21 protein-coding genes are annotated in these 21,811 nt (G+C 59.3%); 7 read left to right on the top strand and 14 right to left on the bottom strand.

Going from position 1 to position 21,811, the window contains the following annotated elements; translation table 11 throughout:
- Window position 1 precedes the first annotated feature (1 nt).
- From ALP8811_RS07875 to ALP8811_RS07865, 3 genes are read left to right on the top strand one after another with little or no spacing between them, the layout of a single operon-like run.
- On the top strand, window positions 2–448 hold the full coding sequence (locus tag ALP8811_RS07875) for an NlpC/P60 family protein (RefSeq protein ID WP_108856573.1): 447 nt from the start codon (window positions 2–4) through the stop codon (window positions 446–448).
- Window positions 448–4,371: a baseplate multidomain protein megatron gene (locus ALP8811_RS07870; protein WP_108856572.1), complete on the top strand. Its 3,924-nt coding sequence runs from the start codon at window positions 448–450 to the stop codon at window positions 4,369–4,371. The genes ALP8811_RS07875 and ALP8811_RS07870 overlap by 1 nt, the downstream gene beginning before the upstream one ends.
- The gene (locus ALP8811_RS07865; protein ID WP_108856571.1) at window positions 4,372–4,674 is read left to right on the top strand and encodes a DUF7742 family protein; all 303 of its coding nucleotides are present in this window, start codon (window positions 4,372–4,374) and stop codon (window positions 4,672–4,674) included.
- Here ALP8811_RS07865 and ALP8811_RS07860 read toward each other — a convergent pair.
- Window positions 4,655–4,993 carry a TraR/DksA family transcriptional regulator gene (locus ALP8811_RS07860; protein ID WP_245924605.1) on the bottom strand — a complete coding sequence of 113 codons (339 nt, stop codon included), beginning with the start codon at window positions 4,991–4,993 and terminating at the stop codon, window positions 4,655–4,657. The two genes, ALP8811_RS07865 and ALP8811_RS07860, sit on opposite strands and share 20 nt — an antisense overlap.
- Before the next feature lie 84 nt (window positions 4,994–5,077).
- Here ALP8811_RS07860 and cysE point away from each other — a divergent pair, with 84 nt between their 5' ends.
- The gene (cysE, locus tag ALP8811_RS07855) at window positions 5,078–5,881 is read left to right on the top strand and encodes a serine O-acetyltransferase (protein WP_108856569.1); all 804 of its coding nucleotides are present in this window, start codon (window positions 5,078–5,080) and stop codon (window positions 5,879–5,881) included.
- 328 nt (window positions 5,882–6,209) lie between these two features.
- On the opposite strand, the gene ALP8811_RS07850 is transcribed toward cysE, so the two are convergent.
- The 9 genes from ALP8811_RS07850 to ALP8811_RS07815 all read right to left on the bottom strand — a co-directional run bounded on the left by ALP8811_RS07850 (window position 6,210) and on the right by ALP8811_RS07815 (window position 13,786).
- Complete coding sequence (locus tag ALP8811_RS07850) at window positions 6,210–6,545, bottom strand: carboxymuconolactone decarboxylase family protein (RefSeq protein WP_108856568.1); 336 nt, start codon at window positions 6,543–6,545, stop codon at window positions 6,210–6,212.
- Between the two features lie 95 nt (window positions 6,546–6,640).
- A complete protein-coding gene (locus ALP8811_RS07845; RefSeq protein ID WP_108856567.1) occupies window positions 6,641–7,933 on the bottom strand; it encodes a pyruvate dehydrogenase complex dihydrolipoamide acetyltransferase in 1,293 nt (430 codons plus the stop codon).
- Between the two features lie 12 nt (window positions 7,934–7,945).
- Entirely contained in the window at window positions 7,946–9,310 is a 1,365-nt protein-coding gene (locus tag ALP8811_RS07840) for a pyruvate dehydrogenase complex E1 component subunit beta (RefSeq protein ID WP_108856566.1), read from the bottom strand.
- 21 nt (window positions 9,311–9,331) lie between these two features.
- Window positions 9,332–10,333: a pyruvate dehydrogenase (acetyl-transferring) E1 component subunit alpha gene (pdhA, locus tag ALP8811_RS07835; protein WP_108856565.1), complete on the bottom strand. Its 1,002-nt coding sequence runs from the start codon at window positions 10,331–10,333 to the stop codon at window positions 9,332–9,334.
- 176 nt (window positions 10,334–10,509) lie between these two features.
- Window positions 10,510–10,812: an FtsB family cell division protein gene (locus tag ALP8811_RS07830; RefSeq protein WP_108856564.1), complete on the bottom strand. Its 303-nt coding sequence runs from the start codon at window positions 10,810–10,812 to the stop codon at window positions 10,510–10,512.
- A 184-nt stretch (window positions 10,813–10,996) separates the two neighbouring features.
- A complete protein-coding gene (locus ALP8811_RS07825; RefSeq protein ID WP_245924604.1) occupies window positions 10,997–11,872 on the bottom strand; it encodes a fructose bisphosphate aldolase in 876 nt (291 codons plus the stop codon).
- A gap of 243 nt (window positions 11,873–12,115) precedes the next feature.
- Window positions 12,116–12,286, bottom strand: a complete 171-nt coding sequence (hemP, locus tag ALP8811_RS07820; RefSeq protein WP_108856562.1) for a hemin uptake protein HemP — start codon at window positions 12,284–12,286, stop codon at window positions 12,116–12,118.
- Window positions 12,283–12,408 carry a hypothetical protein gene (locus tag ALP8811_RS16500; protein ID WP_281260702.1) on the bottom strand — a complete coding sequence of 42 codons (126 nt, stop codon included), beginning with the start codon at window positions 12,406–12,408 and terminating at the stop codon, window positions 12,283–12,285. The genes hemP and ALP8811_RS16500 overlap by 4 nt, the downstream gene beginning before the upstream one ends.
- A 190-nt stretch (window positions 12,409–12,598) precedes the next feature.
- Window positions 12,599–13,786 carry a phosphoglycerate kinase gene (locus ALP8811_RS07815; protein WP_108856561.1) on the bottom strand — a complete coding sequence of 396 codons (1,188 nt, stop codon included), beginning with the start codon at window positions 13,784–13,786 and terminating at the stop codon, window positions 12,599–12,601.
- A 163-nt stretch (window positions 13,787–13,949) separates the two neighbouring features.
- Here ALP8811_RS07815 and ALP8811_RS07810 point away from each other — a divergent pair, with 163 nt between their 5' ends.
- The 3 genes from ALP8811_RS07810 to ALP8811_RS07800 all read left to right on the top strand — a co-directional run bounded on the left by ALP8811_RS07810 (window position 13,950) and on the right by ALP8811_RS07800 (window position 16,153).
- Entirely contained in the window at window positions 13,950–14,450 is a 501-nt protein-coding gene (locus tag ALP8811_RS07810) for a peptidylprolyl isomerase (RefSeq protein WP_108856560.1), read from the top strand.
- Window positions 14,443–15,084 (top strand): peptidylprolyl isomerase, encoded by a 642-nt coding sequence (locus tag ALP8811_RS07805; protein ID WP_245924603.1) that lies wholly within the window; start codon window positions 14,443–14,445, stop codon window positions 15,082–15,084. The genes ALP8811_RS07810 and ALP8811_RS07805 overlap by 8 nt, the downstream gene beginning before the upstream one ends.
- A 94-nt stretch (window positions 15,085–15,178) precedes the next feature.
- Window positions 15,179–16,153 (top strand): DUF3179 domain-containing protein, encoded by a 975-nt coding sequence (locus tag ALP8811_RS07800; protein WP_108856559.1) that lies wholly within the window; start codon window positions 15,179–15,181, stop codon window positions 16,151–16,153.
- A 68-nt stretch (window positions 16,154–16,221) separates the two neighbouring features.
- On the opposite strand, the gene ALP8811_RS07795 is transcribed toward ALP8811_RS07800, so the two are convergent.
- The 4 genes from ALP8811_RS07795 to ALP8811_RS07780 all read right to left on the bottom strand — a co-directional run bounded on the left by ALP8811_RS07795 (window position 16,222) and on the right by ALP8811_RS07780 (window position 21,726).
- On the bottom strand, window positions 16,222–17,016 hold the full coding sequence (locus ALP8811_RS07795) for a pyrroline-5-carboxylate reductase family protein (RefSeq protein WP_108856558.1): 795 nt from the start codon (window positions 17,014–17,016) through the stop codon (window positions 16,222–16,224).
- A 76-nt stretch (window positions 17,017–17,092) separates the two neighbouring features.
- Window positions 17,093–18,604 carry an anthranilate synthase component I gene (gene trpE, locus ALP8811_RS07790; protein WP_108856557.1) on the bottom strand — a complete coding sequence of 504 codons (1,512 nt, stop codon included), beginning with the start codon at window positions 18,602–18,604 and terminating at the stop codon, window positions 17,093–17,095.
- Between the two features lie 21 nt (window positions 18,605–18,625).
- The gene (locus ALP8811_RS07785) at window positions 18,626–20,467 is read right to left on the bottom strand and encodes a SurA N-terminal domain-containing protein (protein WP_181363717.1); all 1,842 of its coding nucleotides are present in this window, start codon (window positions 20,465–20,467) and stop codon (window positions 18,626–18,628) included.
- A gap of 80 nt (window positions 20,468–20,547) precedes the next feature.
- Window positions 20,548–21,726, bottom strand: coding sequence for an aminotransferase (locus tag ALP8811_RS07780; RefSeq protein ID WP_108856555.1), 1,179 nt, complete (start codon window positions 21,724–21,726; stop codon window positions 20,548–20,550).
- Window positions 21,727–21,811 lie beyond the last annotated feature (85 nt).

The raw sequence follows: 21,811 nt of genomic DNA, 5'->3' as shown, positions 1-21,811 counted from the left end.
TATGGCGCAGACACAGGCGTTGATACTGCAAGAACTGCAGGAATGGCTTGGCACGCCCTATGTGCATCAGGCCTCGCAGAAGGGGGCGGGATGTGACTGTCTGGGACTGGTGCGTGGTGTCTGGCGGGTCGCATTGGGGCGGGAACCTGTAGAGGTGCCACCCTATACCTCGGACTGGTCCGAAACTGACGGGCAAGAGACCCTGTGGCAGGCCGCACAGTCCTATCTGGTGCCCAAACCCGCGGAAAACCGACAGCCGGGTGACATCCTTCTGTTTCGGATGCGCTCGGATGCGGTGGCCAAGCATCTTGGGTTTGTCGCCAGCGTTGGGCCGACCCCTTCCTTTATCCACGCCTATAGCGGGCACGGAGTTGTCGAAAGCCCGCTTTCGACCCCTTGGGCACGCCGCATTGTGGCGTGTTTTGAATTTCCTGAAAGGACAAGCTGATGGCGACGATACTTCTTTCTGCAGTAGGAGCTGCGGCAGGTGCCTCGATTGGCGGTGGTTTTCTGGGATTGTCTTCGGTGGTCATTGGCAAGGCCATCGGGGCTACGATCGGCCAGACCATCGACAATCGCATTCTGGGCGCAGGGTCTGACCCGATCGAAACGGGTCGTGTCGACCGTTTGCGCCTGAGCGGCGCGTCCGAGGGCACGGCGATCCCCATGATCTATGGACGCGCGCGTTTGGGTGGGCAGGTGATCTGGTCAACCCGCTTCAAAGAAAACGCCACCACAACCGGTGGCGGCGGCAAGGGACTGGCGCCACCGCCAGAGCCCGAAGCCACAACCTATAGCTATTCGATCAGCTTGGCGGTTGCCCTGTGCGAGGGCGAGATCACGCGGGTCGGCAGGATCTGGGCGGATGGAAACCAGATCGAGAAAGGTGATCTGAATATCCGCGTCTACAAGGGCTCTGAAAGCCAGCTGCCCGATCCTAAGATCGAAGCCGTAAAAGGGGCCGGGAAAGCGCCTGCCTATCGCGGCATTGCCTATGTGGTGATCGAGGATCTGGATGTCTCGCAGTTCGGCAACCGCGTGCCGCAATTCAGTTTCGAGGTCTTCCGCCCCGAGCAGCCCAATCAGGACAAAGAGGTCGCGCGCGGCACGCAGGCTGTAGCGTTGATCCCTGGGACGGGCGAATACGCGATGGCGACATCCAAGGTCCACTATAATGGCGGGCCGGGCGTCAGCGGCGGGTCGAACCTAAACAACCCGTCAGGCAAGACGGATTTTGTGACCTCGTACCGGCAGATGCGCGAGGAGATGCCCAATTGCAAGAACACGGCGCTGGTCGTGTCGTGGTTCGGGAATGACCTGCGCTGTGGGTCCTGCCAGATCCAGCCACGCGTCGAGCAGCACGAAATGGATGGCAAATCCATGCCGTGGACTGTCAGCGGTGTGTCGCGTGGGCTGGCTGGTCTGGTGCCGCGGGATGAGGACGATCGTCCGGTCTATGGGGGTACGCCTTCGGATCAGGCCGTGAAAGAGGCGATTGAATTCGCATCGCGCAATGACCGCAAGACCACCTTCTATCCCTTCATCCTGATGGAGCAGATGGAGGGCAACACGCTGTTCGATCCCTGGTCTGCCCAGATTGGGCAGCCCGAATTGCCGTGGCGTGGTCGGATTACCACCTTGCTTGCGCCGCATCACCCCGGGTCGCCGGACGGTACAGCAGGGGCGGTGTCTCAGGTTGATGCGTTCTTCGGGGATGCACAGCCCGGAGATTTCACCGTCACGGGGCAGGGCGTGGACTACACCGGCCCCAGCGAATTCTCGTATCGCCGCTTCATCCTGCACTATGCCCATTTGTGTGCGTCCGCGGGGGGCGTAGATGCTTTCCTGATCGGGTCCGAGCTGCGCAGCCTGACCCAGATCCGTGGGCCGGGAAACAGCTTTCCGGTGGTAGAGCAGTTGATGCAACTGGCTGAAGATGTGCGCGGCATTCTTGGGGCCGAGACCAAGATCTCATATGCGGCCGATTGGTCGGAATATTTTGGTTATCAGCCGCAGGACGGAACAGGTGATGTGTTCTTTCACCTCGATCCTCTGTGGAGCCATGACGAGATCGACTTTGTCGGCATCGACAACTACATGCCGCTGTCTGATTGGCGTGATGGGTTTGATCATGCGGATGCCGGGCATGGATCGATCTACAACCTCGATTACCTCAAGGCGAATATCGAAGGCGGCGAGGGGTATGACTGGTACTATAAGACCCCGGACGCGCGTGAACTCCAGATCCGCACGCAGATCACCGATGGTGCCCATGGCGAGGATTGGGTCTATCGCTATAAAGACCTGCGCGGCTGGTGGGAGAATTCGCACCATAACCGCGTCGGCGGGGTGCGGGATGTGACCCCGACGGACTGGCTGCCCGGGGCGAAGCCGTTTTGGTTCACCGAAATGGGGTGTGCTGCCATCGACAAGGGCACCAACCAGCCCAACAAGTTCCTTGATCCCAAAAGCTCGGAAAGTTCTCTGCCGCGCTATTCCAGCGGACGGCGCGATGACCTGATGCAGGCGCAGTATTTGCGGGCCATGTATGACTATTGGGGGGACAGCACGCACAACCCGCATCACAGCGCCACGGGTGTTCAGATGCTGGATATGAACCGCGCCCATGTCTGGGCTTGGGACACGCGGCCCTTCCCGCAATTCCCTAATCGCAAGGGATTGTGGAGCGATGGGGCAAATTACGATCGCGGGCACTGGCTGAACGGACGTGCGTCGTCGCGGTCGCTGGCCTCGGTGGTCAGCGAGATCTGTGATCGCTCTGGCGTGACACGCTATGACGTGTCCAAGCTCTATGGTTTGGTACGTGGCTATGTGGTCGACCAGATCGGTGGTGCTCGGTCTGCGCTGCAGCCGCTGATGCTTGCCTATGGGTTTGAGGTGTCTGAACGTGAAGGCGTCCTGATTTTTGCGTCTCGTACAGGACGACCAGACTACATTCTGGATCCCGAAAAGATGGCGCTGTCGACCGAGCGCGACACGACGCTAGAGCGCATTCGCGCACCCGAGGCCGAGCTCGCCGGGCGTGTCAGGTTGAACTATATCGAAGGCGGCGGGGATTATGACATCCGCGCGGTAGAGGCGATCTTCCCGGATGAAACCAGCTATTCGGTGTCCACATCTGAGATCCCGCTGATCCTGACTCGGGCCGAGGCCCGTGCCATTACCGAACGGTGGTTGTCCGAGGCCCGCGTGGCGCGTGACAGTGCCAGCTTTGCACTTCCTCCATCGGAATTGTCTAAAGGGGCAGGAGATGTGTTGAAGCTGGAAACCGACGCCGGGACCGAGCATTTCCGCGTGGACCATGTCGAGCATGCAGGCGTTCAGAATATCCGTGCCGTACGGGTTGAACCGGGTCTGTTTTTGCCGTCGGACAGCGCCGAACCTTCCCCCGCGGTGAAACCCTATGTCCCGCCTGCGCCGGTCTTTCCGTTGTTCATGGATTTGCCGTTGCTGACCGGAGACGAAGTGCCCCATGCGCCGCATATCGCGATTACGGCCGAGCCTTGGCCGGGAAACATCGCGATCTATCGCTCGGCCAGTGACAATGGGTATCGCCGGATCGATCGGGTGACCGCACGCTCAATCGTTGGAGTCACCGAAACCGATCTGTTTACAGCGCCATCTGGTGTTCTGGATCGGGGACCCGCGTTGCGCGTGAAACTGTCCTCGCCCGCGACGTTGTTCTCGGTCTCGGACGAGGACTTGCTGAATGGTGCAAATGTTCTGGCGATTGGGGATGGAAGTCCTGACAACTGGGAGATCCTGCAGTTTGCGACAGCGGATCTTGTAGGCGAACAGACCTATGATCTAAGCCTGCGCCTGCGTGGGCAGCTTGGGACGGATGCGACTATGCCATCGTTGTGGCCTATTGGCAGCTATGTCGTTGTGTTGGACGGCACGCAGGACCAAATCCCGCTTGCATCATCGGCTCGTGGGTTGAACCGACATTATCGCATTGGGCCAGCACGCAAAGCCTATACAGACGATAGCTTTGTGCACGAGATTCACGCCTTCAACGGCAATGGATTGCGTCCCTATGCGCCCACGCATTTGACCGCGCGCGATCAGTCTGGGGATCACCAGATCAGCTGGATCCGCCGCACAAGGGTTGACGGCGACCGTTGGGGCGAAACCGACGTGCCGCTGGGCGAGGTCGAGGAACGCTATCGCGTTCGGATCATCGATGGGGGCACCGTGAAGCGCGAACTGGACGTCGCAAGCCCCAGCTGGATCTATGACGCGGTTCTGCGCGCTGCAGATATGGTGTCGGGATCCTATACGGTCGAAGTCGCGCAGCTCTCCGAACGCTTTGGTCCGGGGCCGTTTGCCCAGCTTCAGGTGATGCTCTAAATGCGGCCGGTGCTGCCCGGCGATGCAATGGCCGCGGCCTGTGCGCTTCTGGCGCTTGGGCCGCGCAGGCGCCCCGGTGCAATGCTGGCCATGTTGCACCGGGCCGACGCGGCGGACCGCTATCGTCGGGCGCTGGGCCGGGTGCATCCACGCTGGGGCAATGGAAGTCTGGGGTCGGTTGCCATGTCTTTGCCAAGACAGGCCGAACCGTTCCATGACGATCCGGACTTTCTGGATTGTCTTCTGACGGTCTATGCCGCGCTGAAAGCACGCCACACGCGTCTTAGCCGGCGGCGCAGCTGACACATTTTGGGGCGGTGGGGTCTAGCTCTAGCCGTCCCAATGCAATTTCTTCACCGCAATCTTCGCAAAAGCCGAACTCGTCTTCTTCAATCCGCGCCAAAGCAGCGGTGATCCGTTGGCGCTGTGCCGTACGGCGGGTTTGCGTGGCCTTGGCCATCGCCTGATTTTGCAGCGCATCCATCCGTGACAGCCGCCCAACCGCCTGCTGATCCAACGGTACCACCTTCTGCCCCTCGGCCCCGCGCGCATCATCCAGATCCAGCTCGGCCAACTCGGCCAGCAATCGATCCTTGAAATTTTGCGCGTCGTTCGCGGTCACGGTAATTTCCGATCTATTCCTGCTTTGCATTTTTGAAATTCAAGCCTATCTGGTGTATTCTAGGTGTTCAACGCAGGAGACATCATGGCCGAGAAACGCGCAGTCATCACCCGGATTGATCCCGTTTGGGACCGGATAACCGATGAAGCTAAGCAAGCCATCGCCGAAGAACCCCTTTTGGGGGGGCTAATCGGTGCATGTGTCTTGCATCATAAAACCTTGGAAAAAGCGCTGTCCTATCGCTTTGCGGCCAAGCTCAGCTCGAACGAGATGAGCATGGTGCTTCTGCGCGAGATCGCGGACGAAGCCTATGCCAACTGCGCCGAATTGGCCGAGGCCGCCCGTGCGGACATCACAGCCGTTCTGGACCGTGACCCGGCCTGCCACCGTATGCTGCAGCCGGTTCTGTATTTCAAAGGCTTCCAAGCGATGCAGGCCTATCGTCTGGCGCACTACTTGTGGAAAGAAGGGCGCAAAGATCTGTCCTATTTCATCCAGATGCGCTGTTCCGAGGTCTACGGCATCGACATTCACCCCGGCGCGCGGATTGGGCGCGGGATCATGATTGACCATGCACATTCCATCGTGATTGGCGAAACCGCTGTGGTTGGTGACAATGTCTCGATGCTGCACTCGGTCACGCTGGGAGGTACTGGTAAGGAAGACGAGGACCGTCACCCCAAAATTGGGGACGGCGTGCTGATTGGGGCCGGGGCAAAAATTCTGGGCAACATCAAGGTCGGGGATTGTTCGCGGATCGCGGCGGGTTCCGTGGTTTTGGAAGAAATTCCCTGTAACGTCACGGTCGCCGGCGTGCCGGCAAAGATCGTCGGAGAAGCCGGTTGCGATTGCCCGTCGGTCGAAATGGATCAGACACTTATCCAATAAGTAGAGCTGCTCGCCGATAGCTTTGCGGCTATCGGCGGATTTCCGCAAATTTGCGTTAAATCAATGTGATACTGCAGAAGTTTCATCTATAGGAACCGGGTGATAACCTGGGAGACCACGAAAATGAAACAAATCTGGCTTGCCACCGTCGTGGCGTTTTCTGCAGTGTTTCTTGTAGCAGTGGCCGGTTAATCGTCGCGAGGGTGACCTGAACCACGGGTCCAATCGACGCAACGGACAGAGGCAGAAAGCAAGACCGCTCAGACGGTCAAAAGACAAAAAGGGCGACGCATCAGCGCCGCCCTTTTGTGTATCTGGCGTGTAAAGATCAGGCGGAAAGCTGGTCAAAGGCTTCCATCGCACGTGCGCCGTACATGTAGCCAGGCCCACCACCCATCAGGATCGCAACGGCTACGGTTTCGGCCATTTCTTCGCGGGTAACACCTGCTTTGATGGCCGCGCGGACGTGGAAGCCGATGCAGTCGTTGCACTGTTTGGCAATGCCGATCGCGATGCACTGCAACTCTTTGTCCTTTACAGACAACGCACCGTCGACCAACGCGGCTTTGTGCATGGTGCGAAAGCCGTTTGCGCCGTCCGGGTGAGCAGCGGCAAAGGATTTGGTGTTTTCTGTGGTGTCGTCCAGCAGGGCTTTGAAGTCCATGTAGTCTCTCCGAATGTGACTGTTCGGAAAAGCAAATGGCCCAAGACAGAACGCGCCGCCTTGAGCCATGTCAATAAATTCGCGATTGCGAATACTTATGCCAGCATTGTCAGCGGGTTTTCCAGATTGTCGACAATGGCTTTCAGAAGGTTCGCACCCACAGCGCCGTCAATCACGCGGTGATCGACCGACATGGTGACGCTCATCACTGTGGCGGTGGTCAGTTCACCATCTGCCCCGACAACAGGCTTTTTCACGCCTGAGCCAACAGCAAGAATGCCCGCATGCGGTGGGTTCACGATGGCGTCGAAATTGTCGATGCCAAACATGCCCAAGTTCGAGATTGCAAAGCTGCCGCCTTGATACTCGGTCGGGGCCAGTTTGCGTTCACGCGCACGCGACGCCAGATCTTTCATCTGGGACGAGAGGCTCGACAGCGACTTCTGATCGGCATCCTGCAGAACGGGGGTGAACAGGCCACCCTCGATCGCGACAGCAACCGCCACGTCCGAGGCCTTCATCTGCAATACGCGGTCACCCGCCCAGACGGCGTTGGCTTCCGGCACTTGCTGCAGCGCGTTGGCGACAGCCTTGATGATGAAGTCATTAACCGACAGTTTCACGCCACGCGCTTCCAGCTGTTTGTTCAACTGGCTACGGAAGGCCAGAAGGGCGTCCAGCTTGATATCACGACGCAAATAGAAATGCGGAATGGTCTGCTTGGCTTCCGACAGGCGGGCGGCAATCGTTTTGCGCATCCCGTCGAGGGTGATTTCCTCGTACTCGCGGTCCTGATACATGGCCGCAACCATATCGGTTGAGGGGCCAGTCGGAGCCGCAGCAGCAGGCGCAGCTGCCGGTGCCGCCACAGGCGCCGCTTTCGGAGCTGCGGTTGCACCTTCCACATCCGCCTTCACGATCCGGCCTTTCGGACCTGTTCCAGCGATCTGCGTCAAGTCCAGACCCTTGTCAGCCGCAATGCGACGGGCGAGGGGGGACGCGAAAATGCGTGTGCCATCAGCAGCTTGCGGAGCAGGCGCTGCAGGGGCCGATGCGGCAGGTGCCGCTGCCTCGGCCGCCGCAGGGGCGGCTTCAGTTGCGGCAGGCGCTGCGGGTGCGCTGGCGACGATGTCGTCGGCGCTTTCGCCGTCTTCAAGCAGGACTGCGATGGCGGTGTTTACTCTAACCGCCTCGGTGCCTTCAGCCACAAGGATCTTGCCGATGATACCTTCATCAACGGCTTCGAACTCCATCGTCGCCTTGTCGGTTTCGATTTCAGCGAGAAGATCACCAGACGCGACCTCGTCACCTTCTTTGACCAGCCATTTGGCCAGCGTGCCTTCCTCCATCGTGGGGGACAGGGCGGGCATGAGAATTTCGGTTGCCATGTCTCGGTCTCCTTAACGATAGGTTACAGCTTTGGCGGCCTCTACCACCTCGGCGGTGGTTACAAGCGCAAGCTTTTCAAGGTTCGCAGCGTAAGGCATCGGAACATCTTTGCCCGTCAGATTGATCACCGGCGCATCAAGGTAATCGAAAGCGCGTTCCATGATCTGAGCGGTGATGTGGTTGCCGATAGACGCCACCGGCCAGCCTTCTTCCACCGTGATACAGCGGTTGGTTTTCTGGACCGAGCGGATCACCGTGTCATAATCGATCGGGCGCAGGGTGCGCAGGTCGATTACTTCGGCCGAGATACCGTCTTCAGCCAGCTTGTCAGCCGCTTCCAGTGCGTATTTCATGCCGATGCCGAAGCTGACGATGGTCACATCCGAGCCTTCACGCCAGATGCGCGCCTTGCCGAACGGGATCGCATAGTCGTCCATCACCGGCACTTCGAAGCTTTGGCCGTAAAGCAGCTCGTTTTCCAGGAACACAACGGGGGTCTCTTCGCGGATTGCTGTTTTCATCAGACCTTTTGCATCCGCAGCAGAATACGGCATCGCGACATAGAGGCCGGGGATCTGCGCATACCATGCCGCATAATCCTGCGAGTGCTGAGCACCCACGCGGGCTGCTGCGCCGTTCGGGCCGCGGAAGACGATCGGGCAGGTCATTTGACCGCCCGACATATAGCGGGTCTTGGCGGCGGTGTTGATGATGTGGTCAATCGCCTGCATGGCGAAGTTGAAGGTCATGAACTCGACAATCGGTTTCAGACCGCCCATCGCGGCACCCGTTGCCAGACCGGCAAAGCCGTGCTCGGTGATCGGCGTGTCGATCACGCGTCGGGCGCCGAATTCGTCCAGCAGACCTTGGCTGACCTTATAGGCGCCTTGGTATTCCGCGACCTCTTCCCCCATCAGGAAAACAGTGTCGTCCGAGCGCATTTCTTCGGCCATCGCGTCACGCAGTGCTTCACGCACGGTGGTCGAGCGCATTTCGGTGCCTTCCGGGATTTCCGGGTCGGATAGATCTTCCGATACGATGGGCTGCGCCGCCACAGGGGCTGCCGCCGGAGCCGCTGCTGCAGGGGCTTCCGCTGCCGGGGCAGGGGTCGACGCCACATCATCGGCGCTTTCGCCTTCTTCGATCAGCACGGCGATGGGCGTATTCACTTTCACGCCTTCCGTGCCATCGGCGATCAGGATTTTGCCGATGATGCCTTCATCAACAGCTTCAAACTCCATCGTCGCTTTGTCGGTTTCGATCTCGGCAAGGATGTCGCCCGATGCGACCTCGTCACCTTCTTTAACCAGCCATTTGGCCAGCGTGCCTTCCTCCATCGTGGGGGACAGGGCGGGCATCAGTACTTCAATAGCCATATCTTCTCTCCTCTGTCCGGATCAGGCGTAAATATCGGTCCACAGCTCCTCGAGCGCGGGCTCGGGGCTGGTTTTCGAGAACTCGGCGGCGTCATTTACGACGGCCTTGATCTCTTTATCGATGGCCTTCAGGTCATCTTCGGACACATGTTTGCCTTGCAACAGAAGCTCGCGCACATGTTCGATGGCGTCGCGTTCTTCTCGGACTTTCTGAACCTCTTCGCGGGTGCGGTACTTTGCCGGATCCGACATCGAGTGGCCGCGATAGCGATAGGTTTTCATTTCCAGAATGTAGGGGCCATTGCCTGAACGGCAGTGTTCTGTGGCGCGTTCGCCAGCTTCTTTCACGGCCAGAACATCCATGCCATCGACAGCTTCGCCGGGAATGCCGAACGATGCGCCGCGGGTATAGATGTCAGGGGTCGAGCTGGCACGCTGCAGAGAGGTACCCATGGCGTACTGGTTGTTTTCGATCACGTAGATCACCGGAAGCTGCCACAGCGACGCCATGTTGAAGCTTTCGTAAACCTGACCTTGGTTGGCCGCGCCGTCACCGAAATAGGCGAAAGTTACGCCGCCATTGTCCAGATACTTGTCCGCAAATGCCAGACCAGTACCGATCGGAACCTGCGCACCAACGATCCCGTGACCGCCGTAAAAATGTTTCTCTTTCGAGAACATGTGCATCGAGCCGCCTTTGCCGCGCGAATAGCCGCCTTCGCGGCCCGTCAGCTCGGCCATGACACCTTTCGGGTCCATGCCACAGGCCAACATGTGGCCGTGGTCGCGATAGGATGTCAGGCGTTTGTCGCCTTCCTTCGCGGCGGCTTCCAGCCCAACGACAACGGCTTCTTGTCCGATGTAAAGGTGACAGAACCCGCCGATCAGGCCCATGCCGTAAAGCTGGCCGGACTTTTCTTCGAATCGACGGATCAGAAGCATCTCGCGGTAGTATTCAAGAAGCTCTTCTTTGGATGTGTTTGATTTAGCGGTCTTTTTCGGAGCGCTTTTCCGGGCGGCCATGTGGCGTCCTCCTCCTGGCGTCATTTGGCTTTTGATAATAGTTTAGTGTTAAACTATCTTATACAGACTTCACGCTCATGGGTCGACAAAAACTTGCAGAACCTTGCGCGGGGCAGGGTTGCGCCAAATGCAAGGCTTGCATTTTTAAATGACTTGAAAGGGAAGACGCGCGACGGTCAGCGCAATACGACTTCGTCCGCGCGAACTACACCCAGCACATTGCGGGCTTGTTCGTCCAGCAGATCCAGATCAAGGAAATCATCCGACAGGCGCTTGGTCTTGTTGCGCAGCTCGACGATCTGAGCCGAGAGCGCATCACGCTCTTTCAAAAGCGCATGCGTCTCGGCCTCGATCTGTACGCGCCGGAACAATCCATAGTCGCCCTGCACGCTGGCAAAGGTGAAGTATAAGCCAAGGCCAACGGCCCCAACAAAGTAGATAACTCCACCAATTCCAGCTTGTGCGCGAGGTGCGCCCATAGGTTTCCCGCCTGTATGTACTGCCTCTTGCCCACCTCTTTTCGGGCGGTGCAAGAGAACTATGCCACAGGTGATTCGGCTTGTGAATCCCAAAAACGAATCGGTTGGAAAGTTTTTCGCACGTTCAATAGGAAAACGGCCCGCAAAACTGCGAGCCGTTTCAAAATGCAATCAAAGCAGATGCTTACCCGGCAATGGATGCCTGATAGATGCTGTCGATCGTGTCTGCGATGGTGCCGTTGAACGCGTCGTCGCTTTGCTGTGCCGACAGGCCTTCAGTCAAAGCGCGCGAGAAGCTGGCGATCATGCCTGTGTTTTGCGACAGGCGGGTGTTGGCTTCCTCGCGCGAATAGCCGCCCGACAGGGCCACAACCGACGCCACGCGGGGATGATCCACCAGCGATTTATAGTGGTTGGCAGCTTCCGGCAGGGTCAGCTTCAGCATCACGGTTTGATTATCCGACAGCGCATCCAGTTGGGCGGTCAGCTCGGCCAGCAGAATGTCTTCAGCAGCAGCCTTATCCGCGATCGAGATCGTCACCTCGGGCTCGATAATCGGCACCAGTCCGTGACCGATAATCTGCTTGCCCACCTCAAACTGCTGCGCAACGACAGCTTTGATGCCTTCGGCGTTTGCTGCATTGATGACCGAGCGCATCTTGGTGCCGAAAACGCCAGCTTTCACAGCGCGTTCGCACAGGGCGTCCAGTTCCGGCATCGGCTTCATCACCTGTACGCCGTTCTCTTCGTCGGCAAGACCCTTGTCCACTTTCAGGAAGGGAACCACGCCGCGCTCGTCCCACATATAGGTGGCGGTCGGCTTGCCGTCGATTTGGCGGTCCATCGTCATTTCGAACAGGATCGCGCCGACGACTTTCTCTCCGGTGAAGGCCGGGGCCTGTGCAATCCGCGAGCGCATGGCGTGGATCAGGTCGTACATCTCGGCGTCGCCCGAATAGGCGTCTTCCTCGATGCCATAAAGGCGCAAAGCTTTCGGGGTCGATCCGCCCGACTGGTCCAGTGCTGCGATGAAGCCCTGACCGGCTTTGATCTTGTCCATTTGTGCTTGGTTCGGCATGTCGATCCCACGTGTGAATAAAGGTCTGAATTACCCCGTTCATAGGCGAGGGGACGGCGGCATGCAATTCTGCTGGCGCTAACAGATGCGTAGGAATCGGGGGTGAGGGGCAAGGTTGGATTAAACGGAAATGGGCCTTGCCCCTCGGCAACGGGCGCGAAGGGAATTCGGACGGCAAAGGGGAACTCTGGCCGTCACGCGCCGATGCGTTCGTTGATCTCGATGTTACTTGGTCAGGATCAGTTTTCCTGCGCGGGTGATGGTTAGCGTATAAACCATGTCGTTCAGGACGATACGGGCGGTCTTGCCGCTTTGGGTCAGATCTAACGCATCATGTTCCGGTGGAGCAGTCCGCAATGCGGTTTCAAATACAGCGTTGGTGATGGGGGCGGTCATATGCGGTCTCCTTCGATGGTGGCCTCAATCCATGCGGCCAGAGCTTTCAGGCCGGGGATGAAGGGAAAGGGATTTGGAATGTCGGTGCGGGCGGTCATGCACCCGCATTGGAAATCAGTCATGTGTCGCGCTCCTGACGGCGTGGGGCTGGGGTTGCCTTTCAGGTCTCCGGCTGATCGCAGTGGGTGCGACTGGCTGATTTCTAATGCCTACAAAAATAGTCAGGTAATAGTCAAGCAGGAATCTCGGAAAGAAAAACGCCCTACGCATTTCTGCGCAGGGCGTTGAATTAACGGGTGTTTGAGAGGAGTATTAGCCCAAAGCCGCGACGCCCGGCAGGACCTTGCCTTCCATCCACTCCAAGAATGCGCCGCCTGCGGTCGAGATATAGGTGAAGCGTTTGGCGGCACCGGCCTTGTTCAGGGCGGCGACCGTGTCACCCCCACCAGCGACCGAGGTCAGGTTGCCCCCCTCGGACAGTTCGGCAGCTTTCAGGGCGGCTGCGTTGGTGGCCGCGTCGAAGGGCTCGATTTCGAACGCACCAAGGGGGCCGTTCCAGATCAGCGTGTTGGCTTGTTCGAACACCTCTGAAATCCGCGCGACACTTTCCGGGCCAGCATCAAGGATCATCGCATCCGATGGGCAGGCGTCGGCGGCCACGGTTTCATTGGCAGCGTTCGCAGCAAATTCGCGGGCGATAACGACGTCCGAGGGCAAGACGATCTCGCATCCAGCGGCCTGCGCTTTCATCAGGATCTCGGATGCGGTGTCGGTCATATCATGCTCAGCCAGCGACTTGCCCACATCGATGCCCTGTGCGGCAAGGAAGGTGTTGGCCATGCCGCCACCGATCACCAGATAATCCACCTTGGCGACCAGATTCCCCAGCAGATCCAGCTTGGAGGACACCTTGGCCCCGCCCACAACGGCCACAACTGGGCGTACTGGCTGGCCGAGGGCTGCTTCCAGTGCCGACAGTTCGGCCTGCATCAAACGACCAGCGCAAGAGGGCAGAAGACGCGCGACGCCCTCGGTCGAGCCATGGGCACGGTGCGCCGCCGAAAAGGCGTCGTTGCAATAGACATCTCCCAAAGCAGCCAATGCCGCGGCAAAGGCGGGATCATTCTTAGGTTCCGCCGCATGATAGCGGGTGTTTTCCAGCAGCAAAACCTCGCCAGCTTTCAGCTCGGACACCGCTTGTTTTGCATGTAGACCGATACAGTCGTCTGCGAATTTCACAGGGCTTCCAAGCGCGGCTTCAAGGGCAGGGCGCACAACAGACAGGCTCATATCCGGAACGCGTTCGCCCTTGGGGCGGCCGAAATGCGCCAGCAAAACTGGCTTGCCGCCAGCGGCCAGAATATCGCGAATGGTGGGCAGGATGCGCTGGATGCGGGTATCGTCGGTGACCACGCCGTCTTTCACCGGTACGTTGATGTCTACGCGGGTCAGAACGGTTTTGCCGTTCAGGTCCATCTCGTCGAGTGTTTTCCAGGCCATCGGTCCCTCCTTCAGGTATCGGGCAGGTGTCGGGCGTGTTGCACACCAAAAGCGTGCGCGGGTCAACAGGTGGGGGTGAAAAGAGCCCGCTTGCCCTTCCATCTTTTCCCTAGCGTGCTTAGTTTGGCGCCAACGAAACACATAATCTTAGAAGGAGGCCCCGATGGCCGAATATAAAGATCCCGATAACACCATCCTGATGGAACTGAAAGACGGCACCGTGGTGATCGAACTGCTGCCCGACGTCGCCCCCAAACATGCCGAGCGCATGAAAGAACTGGCCCGTTCGGGCGAGTATGATGGCGTAGTTTTCCACCGCGTGATCGATGGCTTCATGGCGCAGACTGGCGACGTGGCCAACGGGAAAGACCCGATGTCCCTGCGCCGCGCTGGCACTGGTGGATCGTCGCTGCCGGATCTGCCTGCAGAGTTCTCGAAGCTGCCGCATGACCGCGGCACGCTGGGTGCTGCCCGTTCGCAGAACCCGAACTCGGCCAACAGCCAGTTCTTCATCAACTTCAGCGACAACCACTTCCTGAACGGTCAGTACACCGTTTATGGCCGCGTGACCTCGGGCATGGAACATGTCGACGCGATCACCCGTGGCGAGCCGCCTGCAAGCCCGGACATGATGGTATCGGTCAAGGTTGCTGCGGATGTCTGACGGCAACTACACACCTCGGGACAGACGCACCTTCATTATGGCGTTTCTGGCCGGGGTGGCCTTGGTTGTGGGCTATGCGATTTACACGCTGTGGCCCTCGACCCCACCCGAGCTGGACCCGGTTGTGGTCGGTGACGCGCCGAAGATTGAGATCACCGTCGAAGGCGAAGCCAATGGCGTGATCGAGATTACCCTGCGCCCCGATCTGGCCCCCATGCATGTTGAGCGGATCATCACGCTGGCCAACGAAGGCACTTATGACAACGTGGTCTTCCACCGTGTCATCGATGGCTTCATGGCGCAGACCGGCGATGTCGAGTTCGGCAAAGCCGACGGCAATGGCGGTCGTGCGGGTCAGGGTGGGTCATCTTATCCGGACCTGAAGGCCGAGTTCACGGATGAGCCCTATCTGGCCGGCACCGTGGGCATGGCACGGTCGCAGAACCCGAACTCGGCCAACAGCCAGTTCTTCATCATGTTCGCCCCCGGCGATTTTCTGAACGGGAAATACACCGTCGTGGGCAATGTGACCGGTGGCTTTGACGTGGTTCAGGCGATCAAGCTTGGCAAGGGTCCGAACGGGTCGGTGCTGGGTAAGCCCGACGTCATGACCTCGATGCGCGTGGTGGAATAAGCCGCGCGCACAATTGCTCAAACCCTCGTGAGGGGGGCTATGGGGCCGCTTCTTTCTCTGTCAGGCTGGTTTTGACAGAAAAAGGAGCGGCCCTATGCGTATTCTGCTGACCATGCTTGCGATACTGGCCGGGCTGTGGGTGCAGGATGTGCGCGCCAACCCGACCCAATGGGAACGAGAGTTTCCCAAAACCGATTTCTCTCGATCAGACATTGGCGGGTGGCAAGAGATCCTGTCGGGCGGTCCGGGCCGTGATGGCATTCCGGCGCTTAGCGATCCGGCCTTTCAAAAAGTCGACAGCGAGACCCGTATCGACCCCCGCGAACCCGTTCTGACGGTCGAAATCCAAGGCGCCACCCCGCGCGCCTATCCGCTACGCTATCTGACTTGGCATGAGATCGTGAATGACACCGTTGGCGGCGTGCCGGTCGCGGTCACCTTCTGCCCACTCTGTAATTCCGGCATGGTGTTCGATCGTCGCGTGGGCGGTCAAACGCTGAGCTTCGGCGTGACAGGCAAGCTGCGCAACTCGGACATGGTGATGTATGACCATCAGACAGAAAGCTGGTGGCAACAGGCGTTGGGGCAGGGGATCGTTGGCAAGCACACTGGCACCCAACTGAAGCAACTTCCGGCGTGGATGGAAAGCTGGGCGGAATTTGCCCGCCGCAATCCCGACGGTCTTGTCATGGACCAACCCCGCGCGAACCGTTCATACGGACGCAACCCCTATGCTGGCTATGATAGCCGAAATCGGCCCTATGGGTTCTTTACCGGAGAACAACCACCCCATGGCGTGCCAGCACTTGCCCGTGTTGTTCGTGTGGGTGACCGCGCATGGCCGGTAGCGCGCCTGTCGAAAGAAGGCGAAATCCGCGAGGCTGGTGTGACCATCAGCTGGAGCGCAGGACAGGCCTCGGCGCTGGATACGGCACAAATCTCAAAAGGACGCGACGTCGGTACCATCCGCGTGCGGGATGCGCAGGGCAAGGATGTGCCCCATGATGTGCTGTTTGCCTTTGCCTTCCACGCGTTCTGGCCGAAGGGAATGTGGATGTTGGGGGGCTAATCCTCTAGGGGCCTCACCCCAGGATATACTTGCCAAGTAAAAAACGGGCCAAGTTCTCGCGATTTGAGTTAGGAGGCTTCCGCAATCCGCCGCGCTTTCTCAACTGCTGCTGCAAGCCCTTTGTCAATCACATCTTCAACCCCAGCGGCTTTCATCGCCTCAAGCCCCGCTGCCGTTGTCCCGGCATAGTCGATCATCCATTGAACCTGCTTAGCCGGTGACGGGCCTCCGGCGCCCATCTCGTTCCCTGCCGCCAAGAAAAGTTGGCGCACGGCGCGCTCGGCTACATCTCCATCAACACCCTGATCGCGGGCGAAGCCGATCATCGCATCGGCGAACAGCGCCACAAAGCCGGGCACTGGGCCTGTGATCGCGGTGAACACATCCAGCTGCGCTTCTTCGTGCAATGCATCCGTTTTCCCGATCGCTCCAAACAATTCCTCGGTCAATGCCGCGTCGTCTCGTGCGCCGGTTCTAAGCACATAAGGAGAATAGGCTAACTGCTCCGCCGCCGCCGGGCTCGACATGGCGCGGATTACGCGGTCATGGCCTGCGATCTCGGCCAACTGGTCTATAGTCACGCCAGCCATCACCGACAGAACCAGTTTGCCGTCGGCACGAAGGCGCATCTCGGACGCTCCCGTAGGAGGGACAGACAGCAGGATGACGTCGCAGGCCGCAACCAACTCGGCGTGGTCTGTCACTACCCGCACCGTGTCTGGCAGATCACCCCGAGCTCCGCTTCGGTTCGACACAAGGATCCTGTTCGCCGGAAGCGCATTTGCGGCCACCAAACCTTGAATGATCGCACAGCCCAGCTGACCACTGCCACCGATCACGCCCAAAATCTTGTCGCCAAGCATCGCCGCCCCTCATTTTCTTACCAAAAATATCCTGGGGTGAATGCGCAATGCGCAGAGGGGCAACGCCCCTGACCCCTTACCGGTTGCCGCGCCGGGTGAACATGGCCGCATCTTCGGCCGCCCGCCGGATGGCTTTGGACTTATTCACCGTCTCTTCATATTCGGCCTCGGCGTCGCTGTCGTAGACAACTCCACCACCGGCTTGAATATAGAGCTTCTCATCCTTCACCACCGCGGTACGCAGGGCGATACACATGTCCATGTCGCCGCCCGCGCTGAAATAGCCCAAGCCGCCGCCATAGACACCACGTTTTTCAGGCTCCAGCTCGTCGATGATCTCCATCGCGCGGACTTTCGGCGCGCCAGAAACCGTCCCGGCAGGCATACCCGCCATGAAGGCGGACAGCGCGTCCTGATCATCGGCCAGCTCGCCCACCACGTTCGACACGATATGCATCACGTGGCTGTAGCGTTCGATGATGAACTCTTCGGTCGGGCGGACGGTCCCGATTTTTGAGACCTTGCCCGTGTCGTTGCGGCCCAGATCCAGAAGCATCAAGTGCTCGGCCAGCTCTTTTTGGTCGGCCAGCAGATCGGCTTCCAATGCCTTGTCTTCCTCGGGCGTCTTGCCACGGGGACGGGTGCCTGCGATGGGACGGATCGTGACCTCGCCATCAAAGACCCGGACCAGGATTTCCGGGCTTGCGCCCACAACCTGAAAGCCGCCGAAGTTGAAATAGAACATGAAGGGCGAGGGATTGGTACGTCGCAAGCTGCGATAGAGCGCAAAAGGCGGCAGCGGGAAGTTCTGCGTCCAGCGCTGGCTGGGAACCACCTGAAAGATGTCGCCCGCGCGGATGTATTCCTTGGCTTTCTCGACTGCTGCCAGATAGTCGGGCTTGGCGAAGTTGGACACCAGCGGACCAAGCTCTTGCGCTTCGCCCAGATCGCGTGTCTCGCCAGCAGTGCCGCGATCCAGATCACGTAGGGCATCCATCACCCGTTCGGCCGCCTGAGCATAGGCCGCCTTGGCCGTCAGACCCGAGCTGACAAAGGCGGGTGAGACCAGCGTTACATCACCTTTTACACCGTCCAGAACCGCCACCACAGACGGACGCATCATCACCGCATCGGGTACGCCCAGTGGGTCAGGATTCACATCGGGCAGATGTTCGACCAGCCGGATCATGTCATAGCCCAGATAGCCAAACAGACCGGCAGAGGCCTGAGGCAGGTCGTCTGGCAGATCAATTTCGCTTTCGGCCAGAACAGAGCGGAAGGCGTCCAGCGGATTGCCCGGCATGTCCTCGAATGCGTCGGCGTCAAAGCGCGCCATACGGTTCACGCGCGAGGTCTCGCCCCGGCATTCCCAGACCAAGTCAGGCTTCATGCCAACGATAGAGTACCGCCCGCGCACTTCGCCGCCGGTGACACTTTCCAACATGAAGCTGTCACGCCGCGCTTCAGTCAGTTTCAGCATCAGGCTGACTGGCGTGTCCAGATCAGCCGCCAGCCGCGTATAGACCACTTGGTTTTTGCCAGCATTCCAACCGGCTTCGAACTCTTCAAACGAGGGCGTAAGGGCCATGGATGTCTTCCCGGTCGGAGGTTACTGGAACTGCGCGTTCACGGCGTTGATCATCGGGCGGTTCAGCTCGATCCCCGCCTTGTTCTGGATGGCGCGCGCAAAAGCGTTTTCGATGTCGATGGCAATTTCCTGTGCGGTTTGCGCGGCGAAATTGGCTTTGATTGCAGCGGCCTCATCGCCGTCGTGATCAACCGGCACAACGGCATCCAAACGTACCAGAAGCACACCATCTACCGACGGCACAACCTGCCAGTCACCGGTCTCCATCAGGAACACTTCGGTCAGGAAAGCAGGCGGAGTACCTTCGACAAAGGCGTCACGTTCCTGTCCTTCTTCGATCACTTCCGTCAGACCGAGCGAAGCCAAGCTTTCGCCACCTTCCAGCGATGGGATCAGTCCACGCGCTTCGTCGGCCAGCAATTCAAGACGCTTTCCGGCTTGCCATCCAGCCAGAACGGCCTCGGCCACTTCGCTTTGTTCCTGAACGCGCGATGGCTCCAGTGCATCCACACGCAAGGCGAAGACACCTCCGTCCGACATCAGAGTGATCTCGGGGAAATCCCCGTCGACTGCAGCAGCGGCGGCTTCGCGGAATGCTTCATATGCAGCAATCCCGTCCGAGGTGTCTGCGGTCCAGTCGATCTGTTCCAGCGCCATATTGTGGCTCTCGCTGATCTCTTCCAGTGTCGCGCCACCAGCCATCAGGTCGTCCAGCTCGGCGACCATATCGCCGACACGGCGACGTGCAGCATCGGCTGCCAGCTCGGCGTTCAAGTCCGCGCGCACGGCGTCAATAGGCGTGTTGCGCGCCGACAGAATGGCATTCATGCGAAACAGAGCCGGACCAAGATCGCTGGGTGCCGGACCAGCAATGCCCGGTTCGGTCAGGGCAAACACAGTGTCTGCCGCGGCGCCCAATTCGGCCTTGGAGAGATCACCCAGATCAACGTCGGACAAGGCCAGTTCGCGCGCGGATACCAGATCTTCAAAGCTGGTCTCGCCAGCCGCGATCGCGTCTGCCGCGGCCTGTGCTTCAGCGTCCGAGCCAAAGACCAGTCGTTCGACCATGCGGCGTTCGGGTTGGTTGTACTGAGCGTTCCGCTCGTCATAAAGCGCCTTGATCTGCGCCTCATCCACCTCGATTTCGTCGACCAGAGCCTGCGGGTCCAGCCACGCATAGGTGATCTTTTTCGTTTCGGGCAAGGTGAAAGCGGACGGGTTGGCGTCGTAATAGGCTGTCAGTTCGTCTTCAGTCGGCTCGGGCAGGGCGGTCGTCAGGCGCGACACCGGCATCTCGGCCCATGTGAAATTCCGAGCTTCACGGGCAAAGCCATAAAGCGTGTCCACATAGGTGTCGTCGGCCACGATCCCGTTGGTCACTGCGGCCTGAAGGATCTGACGGCTGACTTCGGCGCGCAGGGTCTGTTCAAATCCTGCGGCAGTCAGTCCCGATTGCTCCAATGCAAAGCGATAGCTTTCGCGGTCAAATTGACCATCCACACCGGCAAAGGCGGGGATGTCCACGATGCGAGCGCGCAGGTGATCGTCGCCGACCGAAATTCCAAGGCGTGCGGTCTCGTCTTCAAGCGCTACGGCTGCAATCACCCGCGCCAGCACCTGCTGATCCACGCCGAAAGCCTGTGCCTGCTGCATGGTCAGACGCTGACCGGTTTGGGCTTCGAATGCATTCAGCTCGGACTGAAGTTCACGCGAATAGCGGCGTGCGTCGATTTCGGTGTCGCCCACCGTACCAATTGACCGGCCTGAGCCGCCGAAATTCGTTGATCCGAACCCTACGAGTCCCACCATCACCAGACCCATCAGGATCCAACCGAAGGTACGAGAAGCCTTGCCAGTCGCCATGGACGCTTTCCTTTTCATCAGACTGTTATCGGGTTTGTAGGCGGTTCATGGCGGAATGCCAAGCCGCCCTGCACGCGTGATTAAGGTTGAAATGCTGCCAGTCGGTTCAGAGCGGTCTGAATGCCCGCCGTATCGATGTTGGCGAAGGCCACGCGCATCTGCTGCGCACCGCTTTTGTCGCCCTCTGGCGTGAACATTGTGCCGGGCAGGGCCAGAAGGCTGGCGTGATCTACCAATGCCTGTGCCAGCTGGTCCGAGGGCATGTCGAACGGGTGCTGCAAATAGGCGAAATACGCCCCGCAACCCATCAATTTCCAACCGCGTTCGGTCAGCGGGGCAAACCCATCGCGCATCGCCTGCGCACGGCCCAGAATCTCGAGCCGTTCACCCGCCAGCCACTCATCCAGATTGCGCAGCCCCCACAAAGCTGCGTGCTGCCCCAATTGCGCCGGGCAAATGGTGACTGTGTCCAGAAACTTCTCGATCTCGGCTAAGCGGGCAGGCGAGGTCAGCACCGACCCGACCCGGTGGCCGGTCAGGCGGTAGGATTTCGAGAAACTGTAAAGCTGAATGACCGTGTCGTCCCAGTCGGGATCAGAGAACAGGTCATGCGGTGCCCCGTCCTGACTGTGAAAATCGCGATAGGTCTCGTCGATGATCAGGGCAATCCCATGCTTACGTGCGAGGTCGCGGAATGCTGCAATCAGTTCGGCCGGATACTCCACCCCGGTCGGGTTGTTGGGCGTCACCAGCGCAATCGCGCGTGTGCGCGGCGTGATCAATGCCGCTGCCTTGCTGGGATCGGGCAACAAGTCGTCCCCCGTCGCCAGAGGCACCGCCGTGATCCCACCCATATCGAGCCACATTTTATGGTTGAAATACCAAGGGGTTGGTAGAATGACCTCATCCCCTGGCGCGGCCAAAGTGGCGATCGACGCCGCAAAGGCCTGATTGCAGCCCGAGGTGATTGCCACGTTTTTCGACGTTACATCAGCACCATAGTGCCGGTTAATATTGAACGCCAACTCATCCCGCAGCGCCGGAAGTCCCAGAACCGGACCATAAAGATGGGTCTCGGGTAGGCGCAAAACCGCATCGGCCATCGCCTCGCGCATGGCCTCGGGGGGCGGGTCCACGGGGGCGGCTTGGCTGACATTGATTAGCGGCTGATCAGGCGAAAAGCTCTTGCCCTCCAACCAGCGCCGCGCCTCCATCACCGGGGGCGAAAATGTCGTGGCAAGGTTGGGGTTCAAGAGCATTGCAGGCCTCGTGCGCGATGTTACAGACGGACCCTATCAATGAGAAAGGGGCGCGACAATCCATGTCAGCACCCCTCGGTTTCTT

It is taken from the genome of Aliiroseovarius pelagivivens (assembly GCF_900302485.1).
Classification (GTDB): Bacteria; Pseudomonadota; Alphaproteobacteria; order Rhodobacterales; family Rhodobacteraceae; genus Aliiroseovarius; species Aliiroseovarius pelagivivens.
The sequence above is the reverse complement of the archived record's forward strand: the minus strand, read 5'-3'. Positions and strand labels throughout refer to the sequence as shown.